Raw genomic sequence first — 26,208 nt, 5'->3', positions numbered from 1 at the left:
GGGCGCCCGGGAATTTGCACACATTTTGATCAGTCGTCCATTTTCCATTTTGATCACTCGTCCAACAGAATTGGTTTTTCGTTCAGTTGCATAGATGTCGGTTCTCTGGTTTCCGTGAAACGCCACGGGCACCTCCCTGCGAATACTCGCTAGAGGTGAACACCCCTCCAACCATTCGGGAATTCGGGCCCGTTTCCACTTCCTCGGTCGCCGCCGTCTCGATCCGCAGCCAGAAGCGATGGAGATCGGACACGGAACCCGCGAGCCAGGGCTTTGTGCAGCAGTTCGGGGAGCGCCCGCCGCAAAGCATTGAGAGCGTCGCTGCGGGGCGGTGGAAGACGTTCATGCCGCGACGGGTGATCGGATCACGATTCCCGAGCGGCAGCTGTGTCGAGAAGGGCAGACCTGAGTCTGGCCGACAGGCCAAGTTTGCTCGGCGGGGAGAAGGGCAAGACGGTGCTCACCGGACTTCGGACCGGCCGAGGTCCGATCCCCCACCATCCTCGCCGACGTCTGCAACGGATGTCAGCCTACGAGGCCGGGGTTCCCCGGGCGGCGCTCTGCGTCATCACCGGATACGGCAAGGAAGTGGGCGAGCCAGTGGCCGCCTCCACCGACGTGGACATGCTCTCGTTCACCGGATCCACCGCCACCGGCAACCGACTGGCTCAAACACCGCGGCCCTTCCCGCAGCGACTCTCCCTCGAACTGGGCGGAAAGGGCGCCACGATCGTCTTCGCCGACGCCGACCTCGACGACGCCGTCGACGGTGCGCTCGCCGGCTTCTGCATCAACCAGGGACAGGTCTGCACCGCAGGTACGCGGCTGCTGTTGGAGTCCTCCATCGCGGACACCTTCCTGGACAGGCTGGGCACGAAGGTCGCCGCACTGTCCGTCGGCGACCCCCGGTCCGGCGCCGACCTCGGCCCGCTGATCAGCCCGGAACATGCAGACCACGTGCGCAGTTTCATCGACCAGGCACGTCACGCCGGTGCCCGCATCATTCCGGAAGCAGATCCCACCGACGGGCTTCCCAGCGCGTATGTCGCCCCCGCGGTGATCACGGGCCTGGACCACACCCACGCGGTCTTCCAGCAGGAAATCTTCGGCCCCGTGCTGGCGGTGACCACCTTCGACACCGCCGACGAGGCGATTGCCCTCGCCAACGGAACCACCTACGGGCTCGCCAACGGTGTGTGGACCGCCGATATCAAACGTGCCCTCACGGTGTCACGCCGCCTGAAGTCCGGCATCGTCTGGGTCAACTCTGTACTCTCGTCACCATTCCCACTGCCGTTCGGCGGCAGCAGGGCGAGCGGCTTCGGGCGCGAGAAGGGCGCGGAAGGCGTCAGCGAGTTCACTCAACTGAAGATGATCACCGTCGAACTCGCCGACCGAGAGCGGAGCTTCCCGGGACTCGGGTGACCCGGACTCCTGTTGCCGTGACGACGAACTACCCGCTCGTCACGGCAGCAGGAAGGTCCAGCTCGGACAGTTGGGCGGCAACTTCGAGCAACGGCTGAGCCAGCTTCGCACGACGTTCGGCGTCGAGGAGCGCGGTCGGCCCGGCAATACTGACAACACCCACGACGTCACCTCGGCCGTTCTGAATAGCGGAGGCTATCGCCGAGGTACCGATCTCGTACGAGTCCTCGACCTCCGCGTATCCCCGTTCGGTCGTCCGCCTCAACAGCTCCCGCAACGCGTCACCCGAGCGAGGTGCCTCCGGGCCATGCTCGCCCGGGCCGCCGAACCCCTGGGCAAAGACCAGCGACAGCGCCCGGTCGATATCGAGGCGGGACAGCCAGGCGTGGCCGGACGCAGAGGACGCCAGATGCGGGCATCCCCCGTGGTCAGGGTCGTACCTGAGTCCAGTGGTGGCGCCCTGGAATCGACTGACGAACACCAGCTCGTCGCCATCGACCATGGACAGCCGCACCAGCGCGCCGGACTCCGTGGCCAGCGCTTCCAACATCGGTGCTGGTTCGACAGGATCAGTCGCACGGCCGGTACGCGTTGACGCTGAAGTTCGTGTCGGTGGGCCGAGGCCAGAAGAATTCAGTAGTTTTCCCTCCACCTACTCACGAGGCGGAGCCTGGAAAACCTGGTCAGATACATCTTCGGCTCGAGCGTTCATCAGTTTGTATGAACCGGCACCCCCACCGTTAGCGCGTTTGCGCATGGTGAACGGACGCCCCGACAAGCAAAGTGATTGCCATCACACGCTCGATCCCGCCCGCGATTACGACGGACGCGGGCACGCACCTGATGAAGGGAATGCCATGGGTACGACTCCGGACGGAGGCCATCAACTCAAGCCCGGCCTCAAACAGCGTCACCTGACCATGCTCTCGCTCGGTGGAGTCATCGGTGCGGGGTTGTTCGTCGGCTCGAGCGCAATCATCAACCAGGCCGGGCCGCTCGCGTTCATCACGTACGCCATCACGGGACTGATCGTGCTGCTGGTCATGCGCATGCTCGGCGAAATGGCCGCCGCCAAACCGTGTTCCGGTTCGTTCACCGACTACGCACGGATGGCGTGGGGCGAATGGGCGGGGTTCTCGACGGGGTGGCTCTACTGGTACTTCTGGGTCATCGTCGTCGGATTCGAGGCCGTCGTCGGCGGTCAGATGATCAACAAATGGATCCCGTCGATACCGGTGTGGGCCATCGCTCTCACCCTGATGATGGTCATGACCGCCGTGAACTTGCTCTCGGTCGGCGCATTCGGTGAAGCCGAATACTGGTTCGCCAGCATCAAAGTCGTCGCCATCGTCGCCTTCATCACCGTCGCCGCCCTCTTCGTGTTCGGGCTCTGGCCCGGCGCACGCGTCGACTTCGGCAACCTCACCGACCACGGCGGACTCCTCCCCAACGGCCTCGCCACCCTGTTCGTCGGCGTGGTGGTGGTCATCTTCTCGATGACCGGCGTCGAGGTCGTCACGATCGCGGCCGCCGAATCGGCGGAGCCGGCGAAATCGATTCGCAAGGCCGTCAATTCGGTGGTGTTCCGGATCCTCGCCTTCTTCGTCATCTCGACGTTCCTGATCGCCGTGATCGTGCCGTGGGACTCGGTGGTTCCGGGGGAATCGCCATTCGTCGCGGCCCTGGATCGGATCGGCATTCCGGGTACGGCGGACCTGCTCAACCTCGTCATCCTGGTTGCGGTGCTCTCGGTCCTGAACTCCGGCCTCTACACGTCCTCGCGGCTGCTGTTCGTCATGGGCGGACGCGGCGACGCTCCGGCGTGGATGACCTCGACCAACAAGCGGGGTGTCCCAGTGAAGGGGATCCTCTCGTGCACGGTGGTCGGCTACGGATGCGTGGTGCTCGCCGCCCTGTTCCCGGACACGGTGTTCCTGTTTCTGATCAACGCCTCCGGTGCGGTGTTCCTGTTCGTGTACTTCATGATCTGCATCTCCGAGCTCCGGCTGCGTCGCCGGTGGGAGAAGGAAAACCCGGGTGGCCTCGAGTTCCGGATGTGGCTGTACCCGGGCCTGCCGATCCTGGTCACCGTCGCGATCGTTGCGGTGCTGGTCAGCATGGGCCTGCGCGACGCCAACCGGATCGAGCTGATGCAGGGCGTCGCCGTGTGGGTGGTGCTGACGGTCATCTACCTGGTGGAGAAGAGGGCCCGCACCGCCCGCGGATCCCGTGCCCTCGATACCGCCCGCTCAGCCGACGTCGAGACTCCGCCTTCCCCCGTCCATCCCTCCTAGCGAATCACCCGACCGGGAAACACATCGACGGCGCCTTGCCGTCGATGTGTTTCTCGTCGTCCGGCCCACCGGACCGCCCCCGGTTACTCGAGAAGGTCGTCGAGCGAGAGCTTGGCACGTTCGGCCCCGGACAGCGTGAGCCAGAGCATCGCCGACCCTTCGGTGGAGGTGGGTTTGACACCGGTGAGTTGCTCGACGCGACGCAGCCGGTAGACGAGGGTCTGCCGGTGAATGTTCAGTTCGTCGGCGCTCTTCTGCCACGCACCGTCGTTGCGGAGGAACACCCGCACCGACTCCAGCAGGCTTCCTTCGTTGTCCTTGTCGTGGGTGATGAGCGGGCCGAGGACCCGGCGCACGAGGGTACGGGTGTCCTCGATGCTGCGCGGGAGGAAGCTGACGTCGTCCCTGTCGTCCCCGTAGACGTTGACCGTCTGCCCCTGCTCGTGCGCGCGGGCCACTGCGAGCTGAGCCTGGCGTGCCGCTTCGGCGACACTGGAATTCGCGGTCAAGGCGGTGCTGACACCGACGGCGCAGTCCGGGCCGAGTTTGGCACTGATCGTGGCCAGCAACTCGAGGTCGCGCGGCACCAGCCCCATCAGCATCGTCCCGGACGGCAACAGCAGCGGCGCATACTGCTGCAGGCACACCTGCCGATGTATCGACTCATGATGCAGCACAGCGCTTTCTCCAGGACTCCAGCACGCGATCGCCGTGGCATCGGGCATGCCCCGGTGCCGCAGTTCGGGCCACACCGCGGCGAGCGTGATGGTCTCGTCGAGCAGTCCGAGCAGTAGGTCCTGCCCGGAGGCGCGGAGTCGGTCGCGTTCGGCGGCATGGTGCTCGAGTTCGAGGGCGATCAAACCGCCGACATGCTGGAGAAGTGGCCGGTCGTTGACTGGATTACGGCCGGCACGGGCGGTCAGCACGACGTCCCCGGCGCCCGGGATGGGAATGTTGACGCGCTCGGGCAACGAGTCCTGATCGACGGTGCGCTGGTGCAGGGCCAGTCGTCCGCTGACCACGACTTCTCCCCCGGCGTCGTGGTCCCGCACTTCGAGCGCCCACCCGGTGGTGCCTTCGAGCGTGGAGATCCGGTCACCGAAGCTGCCGCGGGCGTGGAGGGACTGCCAGTACACGTCGTAGAGGCGGGTGATGGTTGCCAGACGTTGGCGTTCGGATTCGACGGCGCTTTCGATGACGGTCCGTGCCAACGTGACGAACTGCAGGTCGAAGCTCGCGGACAGCACTGGGAACCTGCGCTCACGCGCGACGTCCAGCAGAGCGGGCGCGACTTCCGGGGTGCCGGGCCCTCGTGCGATCACCAGGGCACTGACCTGGCTGTCGATGAGGTGGGCCATCCACTCGGACTGCTCCGCGGGAGTGTCCGGCAGCCCGCCGCCGGTCGTCATGACCAGGTCGCCGCTTTCGAACCACAGCCACGGATCGGGGAGGTCGCACGCGTGCGCCCAGGTCACCAGGCGGGTACCGCCGCTCTCGCCGGCGAGATACCGCAACCCGAGCGACGGGATCGCGACCAGTTGATCGACGGAGATCACCGCCCTCACCTCCTCATACAAACGTACAGCGCGCCGGGTCGAAGTCTGTGAATCCGGAGTATGTCGGGGCTCACATGCTGACACGACACTGGAGTCCGACGCACGAAACGAATGAGGGCTGGAGGCTCTAGATGGTAGTCAGTAACACCCAACCCGGGCGCGACGTGTCAGGTGCCGCACACGGTACACCCCTGTGGCGCGAGGATCGAGAGTTCACTGTCCGACGGCCGGCGTTGCCGGGGAACGTCACCGCCGATGTCGCCATCGTCGGCGCCGGGTTCACCGGACTGTGGGCGGCCTACTACCTGCTGCAGGCGGACCCGTCGCTGAAAGTCGTTCTGCTCGAACGCGAATTCGCCGGATTCGGGGCCTCCGGGCGCAACGGCGGGTGGGCGTCGTCGATCTTCCCGGTCTCCCTCGCCCGCGTCGAACAGCTGTATTCGCACCGCGCCGCCCTGGATCTGCAGGCCGCGATGAACGACACGGTGTCCGAGATCGGCCGGGTCGTCGACGCCGAGGGCATCGACTGCGAATACGCCCGCGACGGGTTCGTCTCCCTCGCGCGGAGCGAGGCGCAGTGGGCGCGGGCGAAGGCGACCGTGGCCGGTGCCGAGAAGTTCGGCACCCGCGGCCAGTGGCAACTGCTCGATTCCGCTGCGGCGCAGGAGAAGATCAACGCCACCGACGTCCTCGGCGGCATCTACACCGAGCACTGCGCGCTGCTACACCCGGACAAACTCGTGCGCGGACTCGCCGGCTGGGTCGAGGAACACGGCGGTGTCATCTACGAGGACACCGCGGTCGACGAGATCGGCAAGGGCATCGTCTGGACCGAACACGGCTCGGTCACCGCCTCCGTCGTCATCCGCGCCACCGAGGCGTTCACCCCCGAATTTCCGGCGTACCGGCGCAACGTAGCGCCGCTGTACTCACTCGTCGTCGCCACCGCGCCCCTGCCCCACGGGCTTCGCGAGGACCTCGGTCTCGACGGACGCACCGCGTTCAACGACATGCGCAACCTCCGGATCTATGCGCACCCGACCAGCGACGGCCGCCTGCTGTTCGGCGGCCGGGGAGCGCCGTACCACTTCGGATCCAAGGTCGACTCGTCCTTCGACGTCGACGAGAAGATCCACGACAAGATCATCGACACGATGCACGAGTTCTTCCCGGCCCTGCGGGACGTACCGATCACGCACCGATGGGGCGGCCCCCTCGGTGTTCCCCGCGACTGGTTCCCCTCGGTCGGCTACGACCAGAACAACAAGACGGCCTGGGCCGGACCGTACGTCGGTGACGGTGTCGCCACCAGCAACCTCGCCGGACGCATCCTGCGCAACCTCATCCTCGACAAGCGCGACAACCTGAATTCGCTCCCCGTGGTCAACCACCGCTCACCGAAGTGGGAGATCGAGCCGTTCCGATGGATCGGCGTGAACGCGGGCCTGCGCGCCGCCGCGACCGCCGACCTCGAAGAGCGCGTGACCAACAAACCGTCGAAAGTCTCCGCGCTGCTCGAAAAGCTGACCGGCGCCCACTGACCGTCACCCACACACCATTCGGGAGAAACACCATGGCATCACTGATCCACCTGCCCACCAGCGCAGTTCAGGGCGAGCTGACCCCCGCGGGGCAGCGGCCCGGAGCAGACAGCGGCGACCCGCAACTCAGCACGCTGCCCCTCGACGGCGGCACCGACGCCCAGATCGGAATCTGGGAATGCCGGCCGGGCGGCTGGCCCGTCGTCGACCGGCCCAACACGGAAGCCTGCTACATCATCTCCGGTAGGGCGACACTGACCGACGACGAGACCGGCACCAAGACCGAAATCTCGGCAGGCGATTTCGTCGTCCTGCCCCCAGGCTGGTCCGGCCGTTGGGACGTCACCGACACCGTGCGCAAGGCCTACGCCATCTTCTGACGCACTCACCGCAACAAACTTCGCACTCCGCCACTCCTTCGAAAGGATTCACGTGGTCGCCACGATCTCCCACTGGTTCGACAACAAGACCTTCCCCGGCACCAGCGGCAACACCGCCCCCGTCACCAACCCCGCGACCGGTGCCGTCACCGGTCAGGTCGCCCTCGCCAGTGTCGAGGACGCCCGCGCCGTCATCGACGCCGCCGCCGCCGCCTTCCCCGCCTGGCGCGACACCTCCCTCGCCAAGCGCACCCAGATCATCTTCACATTCCGCGAACTGCTCAACCAGCGCAAGGGCGAACTCGCCGAGATCATCACCTCCGAACACGGCAAGGTCGTCTCCGACGCCCTCGGCGAAGTCTCCCGCGGCCAGGAAGTCGTCGAATTCGCCTGCGGCATCGCCCACCTGCTCAAGGGCGGCATGACCGAAAACGCCTCCACCAACGTCGACGTCTCCTCCCTCCGCCAACCCGTCGGCCCCGTCGGCATCATCTCCCCCTTCAACTTCCCCGCCATGGTCCCGATGTGGTTCTTCCCCATCGCCATCGCCACCGGCAACACCGTGGTGCTCAAGCCGTCCGAGAAGGACCCCACCGCCGCCATCTGGATGGCCGAACTCTGGGCCGAAGCCGGACTCCCGGCAGGCGTGTTCAACGTCCTCCAAGGCGACAAGACCTCCGTCGACGAACTCCTCACCAACCCCGCCATCAAGGCCATCAGCTTCGTCGGCTCCACCCCCATCGCCCAGTACGTCTACGCCACCGGCACCGCCCACGGCAAACGCGTCCAAGCCCTCGGCGGCGCGAAGAACCACGCCATCGTCCTGCCCGACGCCGACCTCGACCTCGCCGCCGACGCCATGGTCAACGCCGGCTTCGGATCCGCGGGCGAACGCTGCATGGCCATCAGTGCTTTGGTTGCGGTCGGGGACATCGCCGACGAGTTGGTCGCCAAAATCACCGAACGCACCAACACGTTGAAGATCGGCGACGGCACCAAAGACTCCGACATGGGCCCGCTGGTGACCAAGGTGCACCGCGACAAGGTCGCCTCCTACATCGACGCCGGCGAGGCCGCCGGGGCCACCATCGTCGTCGACGGCCGGCGGGTGCAGGCCAACGGCGGCAAGGACGGATTCTGGCTCGGCCCGACCCTCATCGACCACGTCACCACCGACATGTCCGTCTACACCGACGAAATCTTCGGACCCGTCCTCTCCGTCATCCGCGTCGACTCCTACGACGACGCCCTCGACCTGGTGAACTCCAGCCCGTTCGGCAACGGCACCGCCATCTTCACCAACGACGGCGGCGCCGCCCGCCGATTCCAGAACGAGGTCGAGGTCGGCATGGTCGGCATCAACGTCCCCATCCCCGTCCCCATGGCCTACTACTCCTTCGGCGGCTGGAAGAACTCCCTGTTCGGCGACACCCACGCCCACGGCGCCGAAGGCGTCCACTTCTTCACCCGCGGCAAGGTCGTCACCACCCGCTGGCTCGACCCCAGCCACGGCGGCCTCAACCTCGGATTCCCCCAGAACGACTAGACCCCACCAATCACCTGTGCGGGGCGCGGATCTCGGACCGCGCCCCGCGCAGGCCCCCACTCACCGCACACGCGAGGAACACGTCATGCCACTCGTCCACATCCATGTCATCGAAAACAAGCGCACTCCCGAGCAGCTTCGCCGCCTTGCGGACGTGGTGCAGGATGTGATGCTCGAACACTTCGCCGCACCCGATCGAGACCGCTACCAACTCATCACCGAACACAAGCCAGGCCAGATCATCGCCGAGGACACCGGGCTGGGATTCGAGCGCACCGACGACATCGTCGTCGTGCAGATCGCTCAACAGGGCAGAAGCGTGGACCAGAAGACAGCGATGAACCGGGCGCTGGCCGACCAACTGCACACCGAGACCGGTATGGCGCCAACCGATGTGATCGTCTCGGTCGTCGAGAACACGCGCGATGACTGGTCTTTCGGCAACGGCATCGCGCAGTTCGTCGAAGGCCACCTCTGACATCGACATGATCGGCTACCAGACAGAGATCCTCGCATTCGCCGTGAAATGGGCTCCCTACACCGGCGGCGACGAGCAGGTACAACCCACTCGGTAGAGGGTGTGGACGCCGGCCGCTGACTTTCAGCGCTCTTTCAGCTGCCACCGCGCATGATGGCGGTGCGTTCTGCCAGCTAGTTCCCAGCCGGCAGCCAGGTTGCTGCCGGACAGCGAAAGTAGGTTGACCGCCATGACGAAAAGGATCGTCCAGTTCGGTATTCCGGTCTTGCTCGCCGCCGGCCTGCTCGCGGGGTGCGGCTCCAACGATGGTGACACCGCGCAGTCGGCGAGCCCGACAACGTCGGTGGTCGTGTCCTCCACCGTGGCCCCGGGCGGCAGTGCCGCGGAGGTCGCTCAGGTCGATCCGAACACGGCAAGCCAGAGTCAGATCCAGGCGGCGTTCGAGGCGGCCGGCGTCAGCAACGCGGGAAAGTGGGCGAAAGAGGTCACGGAGTACGGCCCCTACAGTCCCGACACGATCTCCGACACCCTGACGAAGGAATTGGGCAAATACGGCATCGACGAACAGACGCTGAACACCATTCTCAGCGTTTTGGCCCCACAGTAGGAGTGACGAGGTGGCTGTGCACCATGGGATTGCCCCGGACCGCGGCGATGCACGTCACGCGCGGCTCGTCGCGCGATTCCAGGCGGCACTACTCGCGCTGTCCGCGCTGTCATGCGCATTCGTCGCGGTCGAACTGGCCTCGTTGAGGCATTGGAAGAGCACCGAGCAGATCGTGCCGTGGATTGTGCTGGGTGTGCTGTTCTGCTCGGTGTCGATCGTCGTGTTCACCCGCTCGCGGATGTCCATCGCGCAGGCCCGACTGGTTGCGCTGTGCGCCATCCCCGCGGCTGTGTTCGGTGTCTATGAGCATGTGAGCGCGAATCTCGAGACCGGGATCCTCAACCACCGATACAACTGGGCGCAGCTGCCCGGCTGGGAGCATCTCTGGCTGGCGTCGACCGGGGCGGTCGGTGGTACCCCCGCGACCGCTCCGCTGGTGCTCGCGCTGGCCGCGGTGCTGCTGGGTTTGGCCACTGCCGGAATGACACCCTCTGCAGCCCGGACGAAACGCGCAGACGAGACCGGGGACATCAGGCGTAAGTGGCCGCGGTCGACTGACGAGCCCACGGCGCAGTTCGGTGGTCACAGGCGGTAGGGCGGCGACGGCGACGTCCGTCGTACCGTTGGTCCACTGGTTGCGAGCATGGGATGGAGGAGGCTGCGGTGCGGGTGTTGCTGGTCGAGGACGAAACACGACTGGCCGAGACGGTGCGCCGCGGCCTGACGGCCGACGGATTCACCGTGCAGGTCGAACACGATGGCGTCGCCGGATTGGCGGCCGCGGCAGGTGGCGGTTTCGATGTGGTTGTCCTCGACATCATGTTGCCCGGCAAACACGGGTACGACGTGGTCCGGGAGATGCGCCGGCAGCAGGTGTGGACGCCGGTGCTGATGCTGTCGGCCAAGGACGGCGAATACGACCTCGCCGACGCCTTCGACCTCGGTGCCGACGACTATCTGGTCAAACCGTTCTCGTTCGTGGTGCTGGTAGCGCGGTTGCGGGCGCTGGTGCGGCGCGGTGCCCCGCCGCGGCCGGCTGTCTTGAGTGTCGCCGGGCTCGAGTTGGACCCGGCCATGCGGCGGGTCACCCGCGGAGACACCCGCCTTCAGCTCACTCCGCGCGAGTACAGCGTGCTCGAGTTCCTGATGCGCCACTCCGGGGCGGTCGTCACCAAACACGATATTCTGCAATCGGTTTGGGACTCCAATTACGAGGGTGACGACAACATCGTGGAGGTCTACATCGGCTATCTCCGGCGGAAGATCGATGCCCCGTTCGGCACGACGAGCATCGATACGGTGCGAGGTGTCGGTTATTCGATGCGGTCGGAAGCATAGGGTTCGTCGACGATCGGCAGTGTGACCACGAACTGTGCACCGCCACCCTTCCGGTCGCCGATGTCGATCGATCCGTGGTGGGCGACGGCGATTTCCGCGGCGATGGCGAGGCCGAGTCCGGAACCACCGGAAGCGCGGGTGCGGGGGGTGTCGAGGCGGACGAATCGTTCGAAGATCCGGGCCCGGTCCGCCGGGGCGATGCCCGGGCCGTCGTCGGTCACCTCCACGACGGCGTTGCTCTCGCATCGTCGGCACCCGAGGGTGATGCGGGTATGTGCGTGGCGGACGGCGTTGTCGACGAGATTGCGGACCAGTCGCGCCAGCTGCTGCGGATCACCCGACACCCGCACCGGTTCGACGGTGGCGGTGACCACGACGCCGGGAACACCCCGGAGTCGGGCGCGTTCGGCGAGGATCAGATCGTCGATGTCGACATCGACACGGTTCTCGGACAGGGAGTGTTCGTCGGCTCGCGCGAGCAGGAGAAGATCTTCGAGCAGCGCACTCATCCGCCGGGCTTCGGGAAGCAACGACTCGTCGACCAATGCGGTGTCGATCAGGTCTGGGCGGGATTGTGCGAGTTCGAGCGCGGCGGTGATGGTGGCCAGCGGGCTGCGCAGTTCGTGGGAGGCGTCGCTGACGAAGCGCCGCTGGGCGAGGTGCCCGGCCTCGAGCCGCGCGAGCATGCTGTTCATGGTGACGGCGAGATCGGCGATCTCGTCCCGGGCCGCGGGCACGGGCACCCGTTCCGCGAGTTGATCGGGCGAGATCGCCGAAACACGGGCCCGGATCCGCTCCACCGGGCGCAGGGCCGCGCCGATGAGCCGGTAGGTGGCGACCGCGACGAAACCGATCACGATGGGGGCACCGATCGCGAGGAGCACCGCGACGGTGGCCAGGACACCTTCGACCGGTTCGCGGTCGGCGCCGGTGACGACGGTGACGGGACCGTTCGGGAAGGTGGTGCCATGGGCGGCCACCCAGTAGTCGCGGTCGTGCCCGAAGTGGAGGTTTCCGAGGTAGGCGGTGTCGCCGGGTGGGAGCGGGGAGGCGAGGACGGGTGACGACGGGATACCGGCCGAGGTGGCGACCACGTTTCCCCGGTGGTCCAGGATTTGGATGGCCCCGACTTGGCCGTCGGTGGCCAGCAGCGATGAGTCGAGTTCCTGGGGTGTCTGGGTGTGGAGTTGCTCGATGATCTGGCGGGCCCGTGAGTCGGCGGCGTCGCGGGCGGAGTGTTCGAGCGTGCGGTACAGCACGAGGAGGAGTGCCCCGCCGGCGAGGATCAGGCACAGCGTGACGGCGAGGACCGCGGCCGCGGTGGACCGCACCCGCACGTTCCAGCTTCCGGGGTGCAGGCTGCGACGGTCCATGGTGTTCAGTGTGACCGACACCGCCACCGCTGCCCTGGCGTCGGTGCGGTGTCGGACTTCATGCGAGGGCTTCGGCGAGGATCGCGCGCAGCGCGGGGAGGAATCCGGCGACGGTGTCGTGGTCGAACAGATCGGCCGCGTACACCAGTTCGCCGCTGATGCCGGCCGGGTCGCCAGTTGCGTTGTGATGGTCGGTGAAATGGAAATGCAGATCGCATTTGGCGATGTCGAGCGGTTGCGGCGCGATCGCGAATTCGAGTCCGTCGCAGTCGAGTGTGGCGGCGGTGAAGTTGTTCAAGGACAACGCCACCTGGAAGAACGGGTGCAGCGACTCCGACCGGGGCGGGTCGAGCACGTCGACGAGGCGCTCGAATTGGACGTCGGCGTGCGCGAACGCGTTGAGCTCTGTCGTACGCGACTGGTCGAGAAGCTCGGCAAGGGTGGTGGTCGGGTCGATCGTCGAGCGGAGAACGAGAGTGTTGACGAACATGCCGACGACTTCGTCGAGGTCGGGGTGGCTGCGGCCGGCGGTCGGTGTGCCGATCACGATCGTGGGTTGGGAGGACAGGCGCGCAAGGAGCAGGGCCAGCGCGGAGTGCAGCACCGTGAACAGGGTCGCGTGCCGGGCGTGGGCGATGGTCAGCAGTGCCCGGTGCGTGTGTTCGTCGACCTCGAAGTCGATGCGGCCGGCCGCATACGTCCAGCGCCCCGGGCGGGGTCGGTCCGCCGGCAGCGTCAGTTCCCCGGGTAGCCCTGCCAGTTCTGCTGTCCAGAAGTCGATTTGACGGGCCGCGAGGCTGTCGGGGTCGGCGTCGTCGCCGAGACGGTCGTGCCGCCAGAGGCTGTAGTGCGCGTAGTGCACCGGCAGCGGGGCCCAGTTCGGTGCCGTGCCGGCCGCGCGGGCCGCGTACGCCGCCAGCAGGTCCCGGGCGAGAATCGCCAGCGACCATCCGTCGGCGGAGATGTGGTGGATCACGCAGGCGAGCAGGTGCTCCTCGGGCCCGGTGGTGAACAGTGCGGCCCGCAGCGGTGGTTCGGTGCGGACGTCGAAGCCACTGTGCAGCAGAGGACGGATGTGGGTCGAGGCGGCGGATGCGCTCACGCGTATCGGCGTGAGGTCCGGGACGGTGTCGGTGGCGTCGAGGAGCTGCTGGGAGGGGCCGTCGGCCGAATCGGGGTAGATCGTGCGCAGCGGGTGGTGTCGGTCGAGCACGTCGGTGGTGGCGCGTCGCAGCGCCTCGGTGTCGAGGGTGCCGCGGATCGTGACGGTGAAGGGCAGGTTGTACAGGGCAGGGCGGGTGGCGGTGCGGTCGAGGAACTGCTGGGCCGGGGCCAGCGGGATCCGCGCGGGCAGCGCCTGTGTTGCGAACTCGTCCAGCGACGAGAGATCACTCGACTCCGCGGGTCCGTCGGCGAGACGCTGGGCAAGGGCGGCGACGGTGGGGACCTCGAACAGGTCGCGCACACCGAGCCGGGCGCCGAAATCGGTGTTGAGCGCCGCGACCGCCCGGGTGGCGGACAGTGAATCGCCACCGAGGTCGAAGAAGGACGCCTCCGCGTCCACCACGTCGGTGGACAAAACGCGGGCGAGCACCCGGGCCACCGCCTTTTCCTCCGGTGTGCGCAGGGGTCTCGTCGAGTCGGTGGCGGAGCCGAAATCTGGAGCCGGCAACGCCGCCCGGTCCAGTTTCTTCGTCGGTGTCAGCGGCACATCGTCCAGGACGGTGATCACGGCGGGCACCATGTAGTCCGGCAGGAGCTGGGCCACCGCCGTCCGCAGACTCGCCGGGGTCACCGTCGAGGACGCCCGCAGCAGCACATACGAGGCCAGCAGGGCGTCCCCCGACCTGTCGTGGACCACGGTCGTCGCGAACTCCACATCGGGATGGTCGCGTAGCGCGGTGTCGATCTCGCCGAGTTCGATCCGGAACCCGCGGACCTTCACCTGGTCGTCGCTGCGGCCGAGATACTCGAGGGTCATCTCCGGTGTCCATCGGACCAGATCGCCGGTGCGGAACAGGCGCGAGCCGGGTTTCCCGAACGGATTCGCGACGAACCGGCCGGTGGTCATACCGGCTCGGCGCACGTACCCGCGGGCCAATCCTGGGGTGTCGAGGTACAACTCGCCGACCGTCCCGGGTGGAACCGGCCGCAGGCGCCGGTCCAGCACCACCGCGTCGACGCCGCGCATCAACGCCCCGATCGTCACCGGCCGATCCGGTGCCATCGGCGAACTGAGTGTGACACTGCACGTGGTTTCGGTCGGCCCGTAGGCATTGCGCATCGTCCGCCCGCTCGCCCAGCGCGTCACCAACTCCGGAGGGCACGCCTCGCCGCCGACCAGGACCAATTCCACGTCGTCGAGACCTGTGGGGTCCAGCGTCGCCAGGGCCGACGGCGTCGACAGCACGTGGGTGACGCGTTCGGTGCGCAGGAGGTCGGCCAGTTCGTGACCGCCGACGACATCCGGTGGGGTCACCACCAGGGTGGCGCCGGCCAGGGCCGCGGCGAGGACTTCGACCACAGCGGTGTCGAAGCTCGGCGAGGCGAAATGCAGGACGCGGGAGGCGGCGGACAGGGCGTAGCTGTCGCGGATCTCCTGCGCGAGATTGGCCAGTCCCTGGTGGGTGACGGCCACGCCCTTGGGCGCACCGGTCGACCCGGACGTGTAGATCACGTACGCCGGGTTTTCCGTGTACACGGGGCGCACCGGGCTCGGGGGCGGCACGTCGAGGGTGTCCAGGTCGACGGTGAGCCATCGCAGGGTGTCCGGGAGACCGTCGGTGCCCGCAGCGGTCAGGCCGACCGCCGGCGCGCAGTCGTCGAGCATGTACTGAATGCGTGCGCGTGGATGCGTCGGATCGATGGGCACAGAAGCAGCGCCGGTGGCCGCGACCGCCCACACGGCGACCACCGACTCGTACGAGCGTGGGACGGCGACCGCGACGAGATCTTCCGGACCGATGCCGGCGCCGAACAGCCTGCCCGCCAACGCGGTCGCATGACGGTCGAGATCCCGGTACGAGAAGGATCGCTGACCGTCACGGACCGCGACGTGGTCACCGCAGTCACCGAGAGTGATGGTGAGCAATTGTGCGAGGGTCGCCGGTTCGACATCGACCGGGCCACACGCCGGTACCAGGACCTCGCGTTCACCGGGCAGGAACATCTCGAGGTCCGCCACCGCGCAGCCCTGGCCGATCTCGGCCAGGAACATCTGCAGAAACTGGGTGAACCGGCGGTGATGGGTGCTCAGTTCCCTCTCGCTGTAAAGGGCGGGATTGCCCTCGAAGTCGATGCGCGGCATCAGCTCCGTGCTGCCCGGGTAGATGTTCACCGCCAGATCCGCGGTCGGACCGGTCGTGAGAACGTGTACGCGACCGGTGACCGAACCGAGGCGGATGTCCGGTTCGAACAGCATCAGATTCAGCACCGGCCCGAACGAGGTCAGCTCGCCGGTCACCGTGCCGCCGTCGCGGCCGATGTCCTCACGCCGATACCGTTGGCGGCGTAGTGCCGCGATCACCGCCGACCGGGCGACGTCGATGCCCGCGTCGACCGTGCCGGCCCCGATCCCCGGCAGTGCCACGGGCACCACATTCGAGACCGAGCCCGCCGCAGCACGCAACAGTCCGGTGGTGCGCGCCGTCACCGGAAGAGACACCACGACGTCGTCGACATCTCGCATCCGCGCCAGATACGCGGCGAACGCCGCCACGAGGACTGCGGTGCGGTCGAGCACCGACCGACCCGTGAGTATCGGTGCGCAGGGAACCCGCATCGGCGGACCGGTGACCCGGACACCCGGACCTGGCAGGGCGGCCCGGCCGGCGAGGCTGAGCGCGGGTGGCAGATCGTGCGCGACGCGGGTCCAGTGCTCCCGATCGGTATCGAACCGACGAGACGATCGATAGTCCCGATCCTCGCGTTCGACCTGCTCCGGCCCCACCTCGCGGTGCGGGTCCGCCTCCCCGCCGCCGAGTGCTGCGGTGTACCACTGGGCGGTCCGCTGCATCAGCAGCATCGCCGCGTATCCGTCCAATGCGATGTGGTGCGCACGGGAATACCAGAACACACGATCGTCATCGACCCGCAGCACGCACGAGAAGATCAGCGACTGCCCGTCCATCTCGAGCGGGACCGTGCAGTCCCGGCGCATCCACGCGCGGGCGGACTCGGCGGGGTCGTGTTCGGCGCGGAAGTCCAGAACACGGACCCGGCCGGCCGGTGGAGGTTCCGCGAGTTGATGCGGTAGTCCGTCGACGTCGACCAGGACGACCTCCGCGGCGAGTTCGTCTCTCGCCCGCCCATGCGCCTGCACCAGTGCCTCCACCTGGACGGGCCCACTCAGGTCCACGTATTGGGCGATGACGTAGGGCACGTCGGGAGTCAGCTTCTGGGCGAACCAGATCGCCCGCTGCGCCGCGGTCAGGGGAACCACGCGGTCGGGCGGACCTGGGCGTGTCATCGGACGCCTCGGTCTCGCTCGGCGAGCACGCCCGACCACATCTGCCGGGTGCTCATTTGACCGCCCGGAACACCACGAGCTCCTCGGTGCTCTGCTGTGGCGAGATCACACCGCGTGCAACGAGAAGGCTTCGGCGCTGCTGCAGTACCGGCCCGAACGGGACACGCATGCGGCGTGCTATCTCGACGCGTAAGCCGCGTTCCCCCAGCATTGCTCGCGTCTTTTCCAGCCCGCTCAGCGTCGATTGCACGACCACCAGCCGCCCCCCGTTCTCGAGGAGGTCCGGGGCATCAGCGCAAATCCGGTCCAACAACGCCCGCCCCTCATGTCCGGCGTCCCAGCACCGCGCACGACCCCTTGCCGGCAGCTCGTCGTGCTCGGCAGGAACATACGGTGGGTTCGCTACGATCAAGTCGAATCGCCGATGACGTACTCGGGACACCAGATCGCCGCGAACAACGCGCACACGGTGCCCACGAACTGCCGTGTTGAGCCAGGTACTGGCCAACGCTCGGCGCGAGATATCGACCGCGGTCACACGGCGAACACCGGACTGCGTTGCCCACACACTGACGACCCCGGAACCCGCGCACAGATCCAGAACCCGCGTACCCGGATGCACCCGCTCGACGGCGAGTGATTCCACGAGAATCTGCGAATCATGCTGGGGTCGATAGACGCCCGGAAAACGAATGATCACCCACGCCCCCTTCTTCTCAGCCTCTCGTCGGCGCGGCGACCGAACCCTGATCACACAGACGAATTCTGCTGTCACAGTTCTGATCGCCATGCCGGACGGGAGCAGTGCATGGCGCGCGAGACGATCCCGCAGTCGCTGTTCGGTTGTCGATGGTCACTTTGCCAGATCGTCACACACGCAAGCTGAAAGAACACTGAAAGCCCAGGTGACTGGCCCTCCCCGCCACCACGGATCCGATCAGCACCGAGACCGGCCGGAGCCCGCGTTCACCGACCAACGGCCAGCACTGCCGCGAGGCCTTCCTGCAGGTCCTTGACGAAATACTCGGGAACCTCCAGCGACGGGAAGTGTCCCCCGGTTTCGGGCGACCGCCATCGGACGATGTGCCGGTACCGTTCCTGCGCCCAGGGGCGCGGACACTTCTCGATGTCGCGGGGATACATGGTGATTGCCGACGGGACGTCGACCCGGAGGTCGGGATCGAGCGAGTTGTGGCTTTCGTAGTAGATGCGGGCCGCCGACGCGCCGGTCCGCGTCAGCCAGTACAGGGTGACGTCGTCGAGAATTCTGTCTCGGGACATCGTCTCGAACGGGCTGTCTTCGGTGTCCGACCACTCGGCGAATTTGTCGAGGATCCAGGCGAGAAGCCCGACCGGTGAGTCGACGAGCGAGTAGCCGATGGTCTGAGGTCGGGTCGCCTGCTGCTTCGCGTACGCCGCGCGGTGGTGCCAGAAATCGCGGGTCTCCTCGGTCGACCTGCGCTCGACCTCCGTCAGACCGTCCGTCGTCAACCCGGGTGGTGCCTCCGCGAACAATGTGTGGATGCCGAGAACGTGCGCGGGGAACCGGCCGCCGAGGACCGTGGTGATGTTGCCTCCCCAGTCGCCGCCGTGGGCTACGAACGTGCCGTAGCCGAGCCGTCCCATCAGTTCCACCCATGCGGCCGCGACCTTTTCGGTCCCCCACCCGGTGGTGGCCGGCTTGTCGCTGTAACCGAAGCCCGGTAGCGACGGGACCACGACGTGGAACGCCGGCGCCTCTGCGTCTGTCGGATCTGCCAGTTCGTCCACCACATCCACGAACTCGGCAATGCTGCCCGGCCAGCCGTGCGTCAGGATCAGCGGAGTGGCATCGGCGCGCGCGGATCGGCGGTGCAGGAAGTGGATTCCCAGATCGTCGATGGTCGTGCGGAACTGGCCGATCCGGTTGAGGCGCTCCTCGAACGACCGCCAGTTGTATCCGGTGCGCCAGTAGTCCACGACCTCGACGAGGTCGGCGAGAGGAACTCCCTGTTCCCATCGGTGAGGGCCGGGCGCGGCGCGATAGACCGTCTCGGCCTCCGGTAGCCGCGCCGCGGCTAATCGCGCGCGCAGATCGTCGAGGTCGGCGTCAGGTGCGTGGGCTTCGAATGCGTGCACGTCGCTGGTCAGGCGGGGCATGAGACCTCCTGGTCACCGTGAACCGGCTAGGAACTAGTGCGAACCGTCTAAGACGGTTCTAACATGCCTTCCTGCCGGCATGCAACCAGCTAAGGTGGTTCCATGCGTGCCGAGTTCCCCGACTTCCGCCTCGGTAGCGTGCTGGCGACCAGCTTCACGGCGACTCTGACGGAGCGTCGCGGCGACGCTGTGGAGCGCATTCCCACGCCGCAGCGACTCGTCGACTGGCTGGCAGTGAACGGCCTCGCGGTCGACTCCTGCACCACTGCCCAGCTCGACCTCGCCCGGGAACTACGGGAGTCGATTCACGCCACCGCGACAGCGGCCGCGATCGGGGACGCCCTCCCCGCGTCTGCTGTCCACGTCATCAACGACCGCAGCGCTCGGGGTCGGGCGGCGGCGATCCTGACGCCCGAGGGCAAGCGTCAATGGCGGCTCAGCTCGGCTTCCCGCGTGGAAGATGCCCTCGGCGTGATCGCCGCCGACGCGATCAGCATCATCGCAGGCGAACGAGACGGAAAATTGGCGCTGTGCGCATCGCCGACCTGCCAGGCCGCCTTCTTCGACACCAGCCAGAGTCGCACCCGCAAATGGTGTGACATGAACACGTGCGGGAATCGTCAGAAGAAGGCGCGCTTCACTGCCAACCAGCGCAAAAACCCCAGATCAGCGGGGTGATCGCCACCTGGTCTGAGCGGCCCGGCCGCACCGCGTGGCAGAGGAACGGAAAAGTTCTTCGAAGAAACTTGGGAGGCGGTGTCCGATCGGGGCGGTGGCGTTCGTAGAAGGGGTGAGGCCGCCCACGAGGGGCGGCGCCGAGGCAAAGGAACCGCGACCATGAAGCTCACCACCATCACCCAGGTAACCCTCGACGGAGTGATACAGGGAAACGGCGGCGCGTCGGCCGAGGACCGCAGAAACGGATTCGACCGCGGCGGATGGGCCCGGGGCAAGGGCGACAACGACACCCATGCGTTCATCAACCAGACCTACCAACGCGCCGACGCGTTCCTGCTCGGCCGCCGGACCTACGAGCTGTTCGCCGGCTCCTGGGGGTCCTTGACGGAGCAGGACGTCCCCGGCTGGGAGCCCGTCCTGCGGGCACTGAACACACAGCCCAAGTACGTGGCATCGACCACGCTCGCCGATCCCGAATGGTCGGGCACCACCGTCCTGTCCGACGACCTCGCCACCGCCATCGCGGACCTGGAGGCCACACCGGGAGGTGAGCTGCAGGTACACGGCAGCGGCGCCCTGACCCGGTGGTTGCTGCAGAACGATCTGGTCGACGAGATGACCCTGATCGTCGTCCCCGTGGTCCTCGGCCAGGGCGCTCGGTTGTTCCCCGGCGCCGGACCGGACCTTGCGCTCGACCTGATCGAGTCGCGAGTCGACTCGAAGGGCGTGACGATTCAGGTCTACCGGCCGGCCGGGCGCCCGCAGTACGCACCAGCGTGAAATCTCCAACCGATACACCCCACAGTCCGAAGCCACAGGAGAGGATCTTCAAGATGCAGTATCTGGTTTCCGTGATCGATGACAAGAGCAATCCCGGCAGCACCGACCGGCAGCCCGACATCAGCGCGTTCAACGAACGACTGATCGCCGACGGCTACTGGGTTTTCGCGGGCGGACTCGCAGACACCACCACGGCCACGGTCATCGACAACCGGGGCGAGCAACCGGTGTTCAGCGACGGGCCGTTCGTGGAGTCGAAGGAGTACCTTGCCGGCGTCTGGGTGTGGGAGGCCCCCGACCTGGATGTCGCGCTCGAACTCGCCACCGAGGCGTCGAGGATCTGCGACCGCAAGATCGAGGTGCGGCCATTCCAGTGAGCGAGGTCCGCGAGGCGATCACCCGGGCCCACCACGACGAGTGGGCCCGGGTCGTCGCCGCCCTGACCCGACGGTTCGGCGACCTCGGCATCGCCGAAGATTCGGCCGCCGAGGCGTTCGCGACCGCCGTGGAGCGGTGGCCGGCCGACGGCATACCCCCCAACCCCGGCGCCTGGCTCACCACCACCGCCAACCACAAGGCCATCGACCGGATCCGGCGCGAGAACAAGCGCGACGACAAACACAGGGAGGCTCGGATGGTGCACGACGACGACCCGCCCGAGCCCCTCGGCGCCATCGACGACGACCGGCTACGGCTGATCTTCACCTGCTGTCACCCGGCGCTGGCGATGGAAACCCGCGCGGCACTGACGCTACGGATGGTCGGCGGTCTGACCGTGCCCGAAATCGCCCGCGCGTTCCTGGTCACCGAGAGTGCCATGGGGCGGCGGATCACCCGCGCGAAGGACAAGATCAAGGCGGCACGTATCCCCTATCGAGTGCCGTCCGCCGACGATCTCCCCGCACGGGTGTCCGGCGTCCTCGCCGTCCTGTTCCTCGTGTTCAACGAGGGCTACCTGGCCACCGGCCCCGACACCGATCCGGTACGTCACGACCTCACCGCCGAGGCCATCCGGCTCACCCGCCTGATCCGGGACCTGCTCCCCGACGATGGGGAGGTGGCCGGGCTGCTGGCGCTGATGCTGCTCACCGAATCCCGCCGCACCGCCCGGGTTTCGGCCGGCGGCGAACTGGTCGCCCTCGACGAGCAGGACCGTGGGTCCTGGGACGCGGCACTGATCGCCGAGGGCCATCGACTGGTCCGCGAGCGCCTCGCCGCTGCCGCCGCCGGGATCGCGCCGGGTCGCTACCAGATCCTCGCCGCGATCAACGCCGTCCACACCTCCGCCCGCGACATGCGCGACACCGACTGGTCGCAGATCCTCGCCCTCTACGACCAACTCGTCCGCATCGACCCCTCGCCGATCATCGCCCTCAACCGGGCCGTCGCGGTCGCCGAACTCGACGGCCCCGAGGTGGCACTGGCAACCGTCGACCGTCTCGAACCCACGTTGTCCGGCTATCACGCCTACCACGCCACCCGCGCCGACCTGCTCCGCCGACTGGGCCGCAGTCAGCAGTCGCGCGCCGCCTACGACAAAGCAATCGACCTGGCGGGCAACACCGCCGAGACCGCCTACCTCACACACCGCCGCGACCAACTGCGGTAGCGCTCTCGACACGACGCGCGCGTGTTCAGCGTTGACCGTGCGCCGTAGGTCCGAAGAAGTCCGCGAACGTCCGGATCAGCTGGGCCGAGGCGCGGTTGATGCCGTCATGGCCCCCGCGGACCGCTGCCACACGGCCGTGGGGCAGTGCGGCAGCAAGGGCATCGCTCAGTTGTTCGTAGTAGGGCGGTCCGTCCGCGCCCCTCACCAACAGAACCTCCGCAGTCACCCCCGCCCAGCGACTCGCCGGACCGTCGGCGCGTGCGATTGCCTGCGACTCGTCCAACGTCATGGGCAACAAGGCACCCATGGTGCGCCCGACGGGAGTGCGCATCAACAGTCGGCTCATGGCGATCTGCACACCCAGTGGCAGGGTGCTCGCCCGCGACTGGGTGTTGATGCCGGCCCCGGTGATCGCCATCGCGCGTGCAACGTCGCCGTCCCGGGCCGCTGCTCTGGCGCCTTCCAGCCACTGCGCGGGGAAGAGACCGTTCACGGACACTGCTGCGTCGTAGAGAGCGAGACGCGCGATGGGCAGTTGCAGGGCAGCCGTCAGGGCTATGAACCCACCGCTGCTGTGGCCGATAACGTCAGTTGCGCCGGTGTTTTCGAGCACCGTCCGCAGGTCGTCGACGTCCTGCTGAACGTCGTAGGGCTCCGAACGGGGTGGCGCATCTCCGCGCCCGCGTCGGTTGTAGAGATGCACGGTGAACCTGTCCGACAGTTTGCGCGCCAGTCGGCGATAGGAATCGATCGTCACCCCGCCGCCGTGAACGACCACCAGAGCGGGGCCGTCACCAACTGTGTGCAGGACGACGTCGCCCGCTCGTTCAACCCGCTCTCGCATCGCATGCCTCCCTGAGTGCACGCACAACAATAGCAAACAGTGTTCGCAGTTTAGGATTGTGAGGTGAGCGACGACCCACATCGACCCCACGAACACAGAGCCTCTGCCAAAGCGGCACCGCGCCGACGAGGCCCGGTCCCCGCGCACAGTCGAGACGACATCGCTGCCGCCGCAATAACACTCACGGATCGAGAAGGCTTGGCCGGCCTGTCCATGCGGGCCGTGGCCGCGGCGCTGGGCACCGGTGCAGCGTCGCTGTACCGGTACGTGGCGTCACGGGACGAACTACTCGCGCTCATGACCGATCACGTCATGCGCGAACTCCGCCCGTACCCAGCTGGCCATGATCAATGGCTGGACGCCATGGTCGAGATGTCCCGCCGACAGTTGCAGCTGTATCGGCGTCACTCCTGGCTCGTCGACGTCACCCAGCAATCGCCCGCCTTCGGCCCCGAAGCCCTGGCGTGGCTGGACCACTGCCTGCAGGTACTCGAACCGGTCACGGCCTCCGGTCGGGCAAAATTCGAAGCGATCGCGATGGCAACGGGAGTCACGACGCTGTTCGCTCGCAGCGAGCTCGCTTCACAGCCCGCACTTCCCCCGATCGACAGCCATGCGTACCCACACGTGGCCAGGGCGATCTCCGCGGACGCGACTCCTGCGCCCACGGATCGGGACCTCTTCGAGGATGCCTTGCACAGCCTCCTACGCGGTCTGCTGTCCTGAGAACGGAGTCCGTTTACGGAATGGTGAGCGGCGCTGCCAGAGGATCGCCCGGTGCCGGTGTGCGGCGGTTGGCCGCGACGAGGTCCAACGCGGTGTGCCGCGGCGTCACGCCGTCCAGCATCCATTGCCCGAGCAGCAACGCGATCTTGGCCAGCATTTCGGTCCGCAACCGCTGGAACGAGTCCTCCGGGTCGGCGCCGACGTGACCGAGCAGTACCCACCAGGCCCAGGCGACTGCTCCGGCATTGGCGACGAAGTCCGGGACCACCGGAATGCCCCGGCCGGTGAGCACCGCCTCGGCCTGCGGGGTCGTCGCGGCATTTGCCGCCTCGATCACGACCTTCGCGGCGACGTGGTCGACGTTGTCCGTCGTGATCGCATAGGAGATCGCGGCCGGGACGAGGATGTCTGCCGCAGTGGCGATCACAGCCGCGCGCGGCAACCGCTGAACATCCGAGGGGACGCGGGAGCGGTCGATCTCGCCGTAGCCGTTCCGCAGGTCGAGCAGCGCGGGAACATCCAGGCCGTCGGGACAGTACAGCGTGCCGACGGCGTCGGCGACGGCAACCACGCGCATTCCGGCCTCGTGCAGGTACCAGGCCGCGCCGCCCCCCATGGTGCCGATGCCCTGGATTGCCACCGTGGTGTCGGCCGGAACCCATCCACAGGCATTGACCGTACCGATGCAGGCCTGCGCGACTCCGTAGCCGCCGATCACGTCGCCCAGCAGAAAACCACCGGGCACCGGGGCGTTCAACGCGGCGTGCACCCGGCGCAGAGTCCTCTGCGGATCTTCCGCCCGCCTGATCGCCGCATGGTAGGACTGCTGAAGGCCCAGCCGCGCGAAGACGTCGTCGATCAGATGCTGCGGCACCCCCAGATCCTCCGCCGTCACCCAGTGCGCGTCCAGCCACGGGCGCATCGCCTGACAGAACCGCTCCAGCACACCGACGGCGCGGGGGTCCTTCGGGTCGAAGTCGATGCCGCCTTTCGCACCGCCGACGGGCAGGTCGAAAACCGCGGTCTTGGCGGCCATGCCGGTGGCCAGGTCCTCCACCTCCGACATCGTGCAGCCTGCCCGCATGCGCGTGCCCCCGGTGGCCAGGCCGGACACCAACGTGTGCACGACGAGGTAGCCCCGAGCACCGGTGACCGGATCGTTCCACGTCATACGTAGCAGGGGCTCACCGCTGTGCGCGGTCGCCACGTCGATCCGACGCTGCGTCGCTGTGTTCTCACAGTGGTCGTACTCACGGTGCTCGGGAATGCGCCCGAACTCGGATTCCGTCGTCGTCGTCACCTCGAGTTACCCCAATCGCCCTCGGAAAAACTTCGCCGTTTTCGACCATTCAGCCGATGACGTCAGAGTGCGCGCCCCGGTAACCAGGCGTCCAGTTAAGAATCTTGAATGATTGCGTTCACGCTTTCTACACAGCGCACCGCGTGGTCCGATTGACGGTTCGGACCGGATGCATAGGGTGGGGGCATGGAGCTGTCTCTGCGCCGGTTGCGGATGCTTCGGGAGTTGCATCGCCGAGGCACCGTGACAGCCGCCGCGCAGGCCCTGCACTACACCACGTCCGCGGTATCCCAACAGCTCACCCAGCTCGAACGTGACGTAGGCGCAAAGCTATTCGAGCGGCGTGGTCGACGGGTACAGCTCACCGAGATCGGCCTGCTCCTCGCCGAGCACGCCGAGGAGATCATGCGGTCGGTGGACCGCGCGACCTCCGCCCTCGAACAGACGCAGGAGGGCGTCACCGCCCGATTGACCGTCGGCGTGTGGGCGTCCGTCGCGTCGGGCCTGCTGCCGAGTGCGCTGTCGTTGCTGGCCGCCGAACATCCCGGCATCGAGGTGCGGACGAAGGAACTCGCGCCGGAGGACACCGCAGTCGCAGTGCGGGACGGCTCGCTGGACTTCTCGTTCGTGATCAACTACTCCGACTATCCGATGCCGTGGGATCCGGAGTTGACCCGCGTGGTGATCGCGGTGGAGCGACTGCACGCAGCGCTGCCTCCGGGAACCGTGTCCGCCAGAACCATGGCGCTGGCGGACCTCGCCGAGCATCCCTGGATCCTCGCCGGACCCACTTCGCATTTCGGCCGCGCGGTGCGCTCAGCCTGTCAGCGTTGCGGATTCGAACCGAAGATCAACCACGAGGTCGGCGAGCAGGCGACGGCACTCGCGATGGTGTCCGCGGGTCTGGGCGTCACCCTCGTCTCCGATCTCGGACTGACACTGCGCCCGCCCGGCATGGACGTCGTCGCGCTCACCGAACCGGTCATGCGGACGATCTCCATCGCCCATCGGGGGACGGAAGCGCACCGGCAGCCGCTGCAACTGGTGATCGACGCCGTGCGTGCCGCGGCGGCTGCGCAGGGGCTCGCCGCGGGGTCGCCGTACCCGTAGCCGAGAACGCCCCGTC

Annotated in this window: 23 protein-coding genes; 15 read left to right on the top strand and 8 right to left on the bottom strand. The window is 67.2% G+C overall.

Features of this window, described 5'->3' with window-relative positions:
* Positions 1–522 precede the first annotated feature (522 nt).
* Positions 523–1,425 carry an aldehyde dehydrogenase gene (locus tag I1A62_RS36825; RefSeq protein WP_219457164.1) on the top strand — a complete coding sequence of 301 codons (903 nt, stop codon included), beginning with the start codon at positions 523–525 and terminating at the stop codon, positions 1,423–1,425.
* Between the two features lie 28 nt (positions 1,426–1,453).
* Here I1A62_RS36825 and I1A62_RS36820 read toward each other — a convergent pair whose 3' ends face one another.
* Complete coding sequence (locus I1A62_RS36820; RefSeq protein WP_219457162.1) at positions 1,454–1,975, bottom strand: IclR family transcriptional regulator C-terminal domain-containing protein; 522 nt, start codon at positions 1,973–1,975, stop codon at positions 1,454–1,456.
* Positions 1,976–2,282: 307 nt separating this feature from the next.
* On the opposite strand from I1A62_RS36820, the gene I1A62_RS36815 reads away from it, so the two are divergent.
* Positions 2,283–3,719 (top strand): amino acid permease, encoded by a 1,437-nt coding sequence (locus tag I1A62_RS36815; protein WP_124392445.1) that lies wholly within the window; start codon positions 2,283–2,285, stop codon positions 3,717–3,719.
* A gap of 83 nt (positions 3,720–3,802) precedes the next feature.
* Here I1A62_RS36815 and I1A62_RS36810 read toward each other — a convergent pair whose 3' ends face one another.
* Entirely contained in the window at positions 3,803–5,275 is a 1,473-nt protein-coding gene (locus I1A62_RS36810) for a PucR family transcriptional regulator (protein ID WP_219457160.1), read from the bottom strand.
* Between the two features lie 131 nt (positions 5,276–5,406).
* Here I1A62_RS36810 and I1A62_RS36805 point away from each other — a divergent pair, with 131 nt between their 5' ends.
* The 7 genes from I1A62_RS36805 to I1A62_RS36775 all read left to right on the top strand — a co-directional run bounded on the left by I1A62_RS36805 (position 5,407) and on the right by I1A62_RS36775 (position 11,165).
* A complete protein-coding gene (locus tag I1A62_RS36805) occupies positions 5,407–6,816 on the top strand; it encodes an FAD-binding oxidoreductase (protein ID WP_219457159.1) in 1,410 nt (469 codons plus the stop codon).
* Positions 6,817–6,848: 32 nt separating this feature from the next.
* The gene (locus tag I1A62_RS36800) at positions 6,849–7,196 is read left to right on the top strand and encodes a cupin domain-containing protein (RefSeq protein WP_219457157.1); all 348 of its coding nucleotides are present in this window, start codon (positions 6,849–6,851) and stop codon (positions 7,194–7,196) included.
* A 52-nt stretch (positions 7,197–7,248) separates the two neighbouring features.
* Positions 7,249–8,742 (top strand): CoA-acylating methylmalonate-semialdehyde dehydrogenase, encoded by a 1,494-nt coding sequence (locus tag I1A62_RS36795; RefSeq protein ID WP_219457155.1) that lies wholly within the window; start codon positions 7,249–7,251, stop codon positions 8,740–8,742.
* Between the two features lie 85 nt (positions 8,743–8,827).
* Positions 8,828–9,220 carry a tautomerase family protein gene (locus I1A62_RS36790; RefSeq protein WP_219457152.1) on the top strand — a complete coding sequence of 131 codons (393 nt, stop codon included), beginning with the start codon at positions 8,828–8,830 and terminating at the stop codon, positions 9,218–9,220.
* Positions 9,221–9,449: 229 nt separating this feature from the next.
* Complete coding sequence (locus I1A62_RS36785) at positions 9,450–9,827, top strand: hypothetical protein (protein WP_219457150.1); 378 nt, start codon at positions 9,450–9,452, stop codon at positions 9,825–9,827.
* A 10-nt stretch (positions 9,828–9,837) separates the two neighbouring features.
* Entirely contained in the window at positions 9,838–10,422 is a 585-nt protein-coding gene (locus I1A62_RS36780) for a hypothetical protein (protein ID WP_225858128.1), read from the top strand.
* 68 nt (positions 10,423–10,490) lie between these two features.
* Positions 10,491–11,165: a response regulator transcription factor gene (locus tag I1A62_RS36775; RefSeq protein WP_124392451.1), complete on the top strand. Its 675-nt coding sequence runs from the start codon at positions 10,491–10,493 to the stop codon at positions 11,163–11,165.
* Here the strand turns inward: I1A62_RS36775 and I1A62_RS36770 are convergent.
* The 4 genes from I1A62_RS36770 to I1A62_RS36755 form a co-directional block, all read right to left on the bottom strand.
* Positions 11,141–12,559: a cell wall metabolism sensor histidine kinase WalK gene (locus I1A62_RS36770; protein WP_124392452.1), complete on the bottom strand. Its 1,419-nt coding sequence runs from the start codon at positions 12,557–12,559 to the stop codon at positions 11,141–11,143. The two genes, I1A62_RS36775 and I1A62_RS36770, sit on opposite strands and share 25 nt — an antisense overlap.
* A gap of 37 nt (positions 12,560–12,596) precedes the next feature.
* On the bottom strand, positions 12,597–17,006 hold the full coding sequence (locus tag I1A62_RS36765) for a non-ribosomal peptide synthetase (RefSeq protein WP_219457149.1): 4,410 nt from the start codon (positions 17,004–17,006) through the stop codon (positions 12,597–12,599).
* Positions 17,007–17,058: 52 nt separating this feature from the next.
* Entirely contained in the window at positions 17,059–17,706 is a 648-nt protein-coding gene (locus I1A62_RS36760) for a HemK2/MTQ2 family protein methyltransferase (RefSeq protein ID WP_124392454.1), read from the bottom strand.
* A gap of 266 nt (positions 17,707–17,972) precedes the next feature.
* A complete protein-coding gene (locus I1A62_RS36755) occupies positions 17,973–19,145 on the bottom strand; it encodes an epoxide hydrolase family protein (RefSeq protein WP_219457147.1) in 1,173 nt (390 codons plus the stop codon).
* 102 nt (positions 19,146–19,247) lie between these two features.
* Here I1A62_RS36755 and I1A62_RS36750 point away from each other — a divergent pair, with 102 nt between their 5' ends.
* The 4 genes from I1A62_RS36750 to I1A62_RS36735 all read left to right on the top strand — a co-directional run bounded on the left by I1A62_RS36750 (position 19,248) and on the right by I1A62_RS36735 (position 22,212).
* The gene (locus tag I1A62_RS36750; RefSeq protein WP_219457146.1) at positions 19,248–19,823 is read left to right on the top strand and encodes an ABATE domain-containing protein; all 576 of its coding nucleotides are present in this window, start codon (positions 19,248–19,250) and stop codon (positions 19,821–19,823) included.
* Between the two features lie 159 nt (positions 19,824–19,982).
* Positions 19,983–20,603 carry a dihydrofolate reductase family protein gene (locus I1A62_RS36745; RefSeq protein WP_219457144.1) on the top strand — a complete coding sequence of 207 codons (621 nt, stop codon included), beginning with the start codon at positions 19,983–19,985 and terminating at the stop codon, positions 20,601–20,603.
* Between the two features lie 53 nt (positions 20,604–20,656).
* Positions 20,657–20,980: a YciI family protein gene (locus I1A62_RS36740; RefSeq protein WP_124392458.1), complete on the top strand. Its 324-nt coding sequence runs from the start codon at positions 20,657–20,659 to the stop codon at positions 20,978–20,980.
* Positions 20,977–22,212, top strand: coding sequence for an RNA polymerase sigma factor (locus I1A62_RS36735; protein WP_219457142.1), 1,236 nt, complete (start codon positions 20,977–20,979; stop codon positions 22,210–22,212). Before I1A62_RS36740 ends, I1A62_RS36735 begins: the two co-directional genes overlap by 4 nt.
* Before the next feature lie 25 nt (positions 22,213–22,237).
* Here the strand turns inward: I1A62_RS36735 and I1A62_RS36730 are convergent, their stop codons facing one another.
* Positions 22,238–23,056 carry an alpha/beta fold hydrolase gene (locus tag I1A62_RS36730; RefSeq protein ID WP_219457141.1) on the bottom strand — a complete coding sequence of 273 codons (819 nt, stop codon included), beginning with the start codon at positions 23,054–23,056 and terminating at the stop codon, positions 22,238–22,240.
* Between the two features lie 63 nt (positions 23,057–23,119).
* Here I1A62_RS36730 and I1A62_RS36725 point away from each other — a divergent pair, with 63 nt between their 5' ends.
* Entirely contained in the window at positions 23,120–23,782 is a 663-nt protein-coding gene (locus I1A62_RS36725; RefSeq protein ID WP_257890625.1) for a TetR/AcrR family transcriptional regulator, read from the top strand.
* Positions 23,783–23,795: 13 nt separating this feature from the next.
* Here the strand turns inward: I1A62_RS36725 and I1A62_RS36720 are convergent, their stop codons facing one another.
* The gene (locus tag I1A62_RS36720) at positions 23,796–25,082 is read right to left on the bottom strand and encodes a glutamate dehydrogenase (protein ID WP_219457137.1); all 1,287 of its coding nucleotides are present in this window, start codon (positions 25,080–25,082) and stop codon (positions 23,796–23,798) included.
* A gap of 186 nt (positions 25,083–25,268) precedes the next feature.
* Here I1A62_RS36720 and I1A62_RS36715 point away from each other — a divergent pair, with 186 nt between their 5' ends.
* The gene (locus tag I1A62_RS36715; protein WP_087555106.1) at positions 25,269–26,192 is read left to right on the top strand and encodes a LysR family transcriptional regulator; all 924 of its coding nucleotides are present in this window, start codon (positions 25,269–25,271) and stop codon (positions 26,190–26,192) included.
* The last annotated feature ends 16 nt before the right edge of the window (positions 26,193–26,208 follow it).

The sequence above is a fragment of the Rhodococcus sp. USK10 genome, assembly GCF_019378875.1.
GTDB lineage: Bacteria > Actinomycetota > Actinomycetes > Mycobacteriales > Mycobacteriaceae > Rhodococcus_F > Rhodococcus_F pseudokoreensis.
The sequence above is the reverse complement of the archived record's forward strand: the minus strand, read 5'-3'. Positions and strand labels throughout refer to the sequence as shown.

What these genes read in the sequence shown, in the direction of transcription:
- I1A62_RS36815 (WP_124392445.1), top strand. Translation starts at nt 2,283, where the DNA reads ATGGGTACGACTCCGGACGGAGGCCATCAACTCAAGCCCGGCCTCAAA.
- I1A62_RS36740 (WP_124392458.1), top strand. Translation starts at nt 20,657, where the DNA reads ATGCAGTATCTGGTTTCCGTGATCGATGACAAGAGCAATCCCGGCAGC.
- I1A62_RS36750 (WP_219457146.1), top strand. Translation starts at nt 19,248, where the DNA reads ATGCGTGCCGAGTTCCCCGACTTCCGCCTCGGTAGCGTGCTGGCGACC.
- I1A62_RS36790 (WP_219457152.1), top strand. Translation starts at nt 8,828, where the DNA reads ATGCCACTCGTCCACATCCATGTCATCGAAAACAAGCGCACTCCCGAG.
- I1A62_RS36730 (WP_219457141.1), bottom strand. Translation starts at nt 23,056, where the DNA reads ATGCGAGAGCGGGTTGAACGAGCGGGCGACGTCGTCCTGCACACAGTT.
- I1A62_RS36800 (WP_219457157.1), top strand. Translation starts at nt 6,849, where the DNA reads ATGGCATCACTGATCCACCTGCCCACCAGCGCAGTTCAGGGCGAGCTG.
- I1A62_RS36745 (WP_219457144.1), top strand. Translation starts at nt 19,983, where the DNA reads ATGAAGCTCACCACCATCACCCAGGTAACCCTCGACGGAGTGATACAG.
- I1A62_RS36715 (WP_087555106.1), top strand. Translation starts at nt 25,269, where the DNA reads ATGGAGCTGTCTCTGCGCCGGTTGCGGATGCTTCGGGAGTTGCATCGC.
- I1A62_RS36765 (WP_219457149.1), bottom strand. Translation starts at nt 17,006, where the DNA reads ATGACACGCCCAGGTCCGCCCGACCGCGTGGTTCCCCTGACCGCGGCG.
- I1A62_RS36755 (WP_219457147.1), bottom strand. Translation starts at nt 19,145, where the DNA reads ATGCCCCGCCTGACCAGCGACGTGCACGCATTCGAAGCCCACGCACCT.
- I1A62_RS36820 (WP_219457162.1), bottom strand. Translation starts at nt 1,975, where the DNA reads ATGTTGGAAGCGCTGGCCACGGAGTCCGGCGCGCTGGTGCGGCTGTCC.
- I1A62_RS36805 (WP_219457159.1), top strand. Translation starts at nt 5,407, where the DNA reads ATGGTAGTCAGTAACACCCAACCCGGGCGCGACGTGTCAGGTGCCGCA.
- I1A62_RS36785 (WP_219457150.1), top strand. Translation starts at nt 9,450, where the DNA reads ATGACGAAAAGGATCGTCCAGTTCGGTATTCCGGTCTTGCTCGCCGCC.
- I1A62_RS36825 (WP_219457164.1), top strand. Translation starts at nt 523, where the DNA reads ATGTCAGCCTACGAGGCCGGGGTTCCCCGGGCGGCGCTCTGCGTCATC.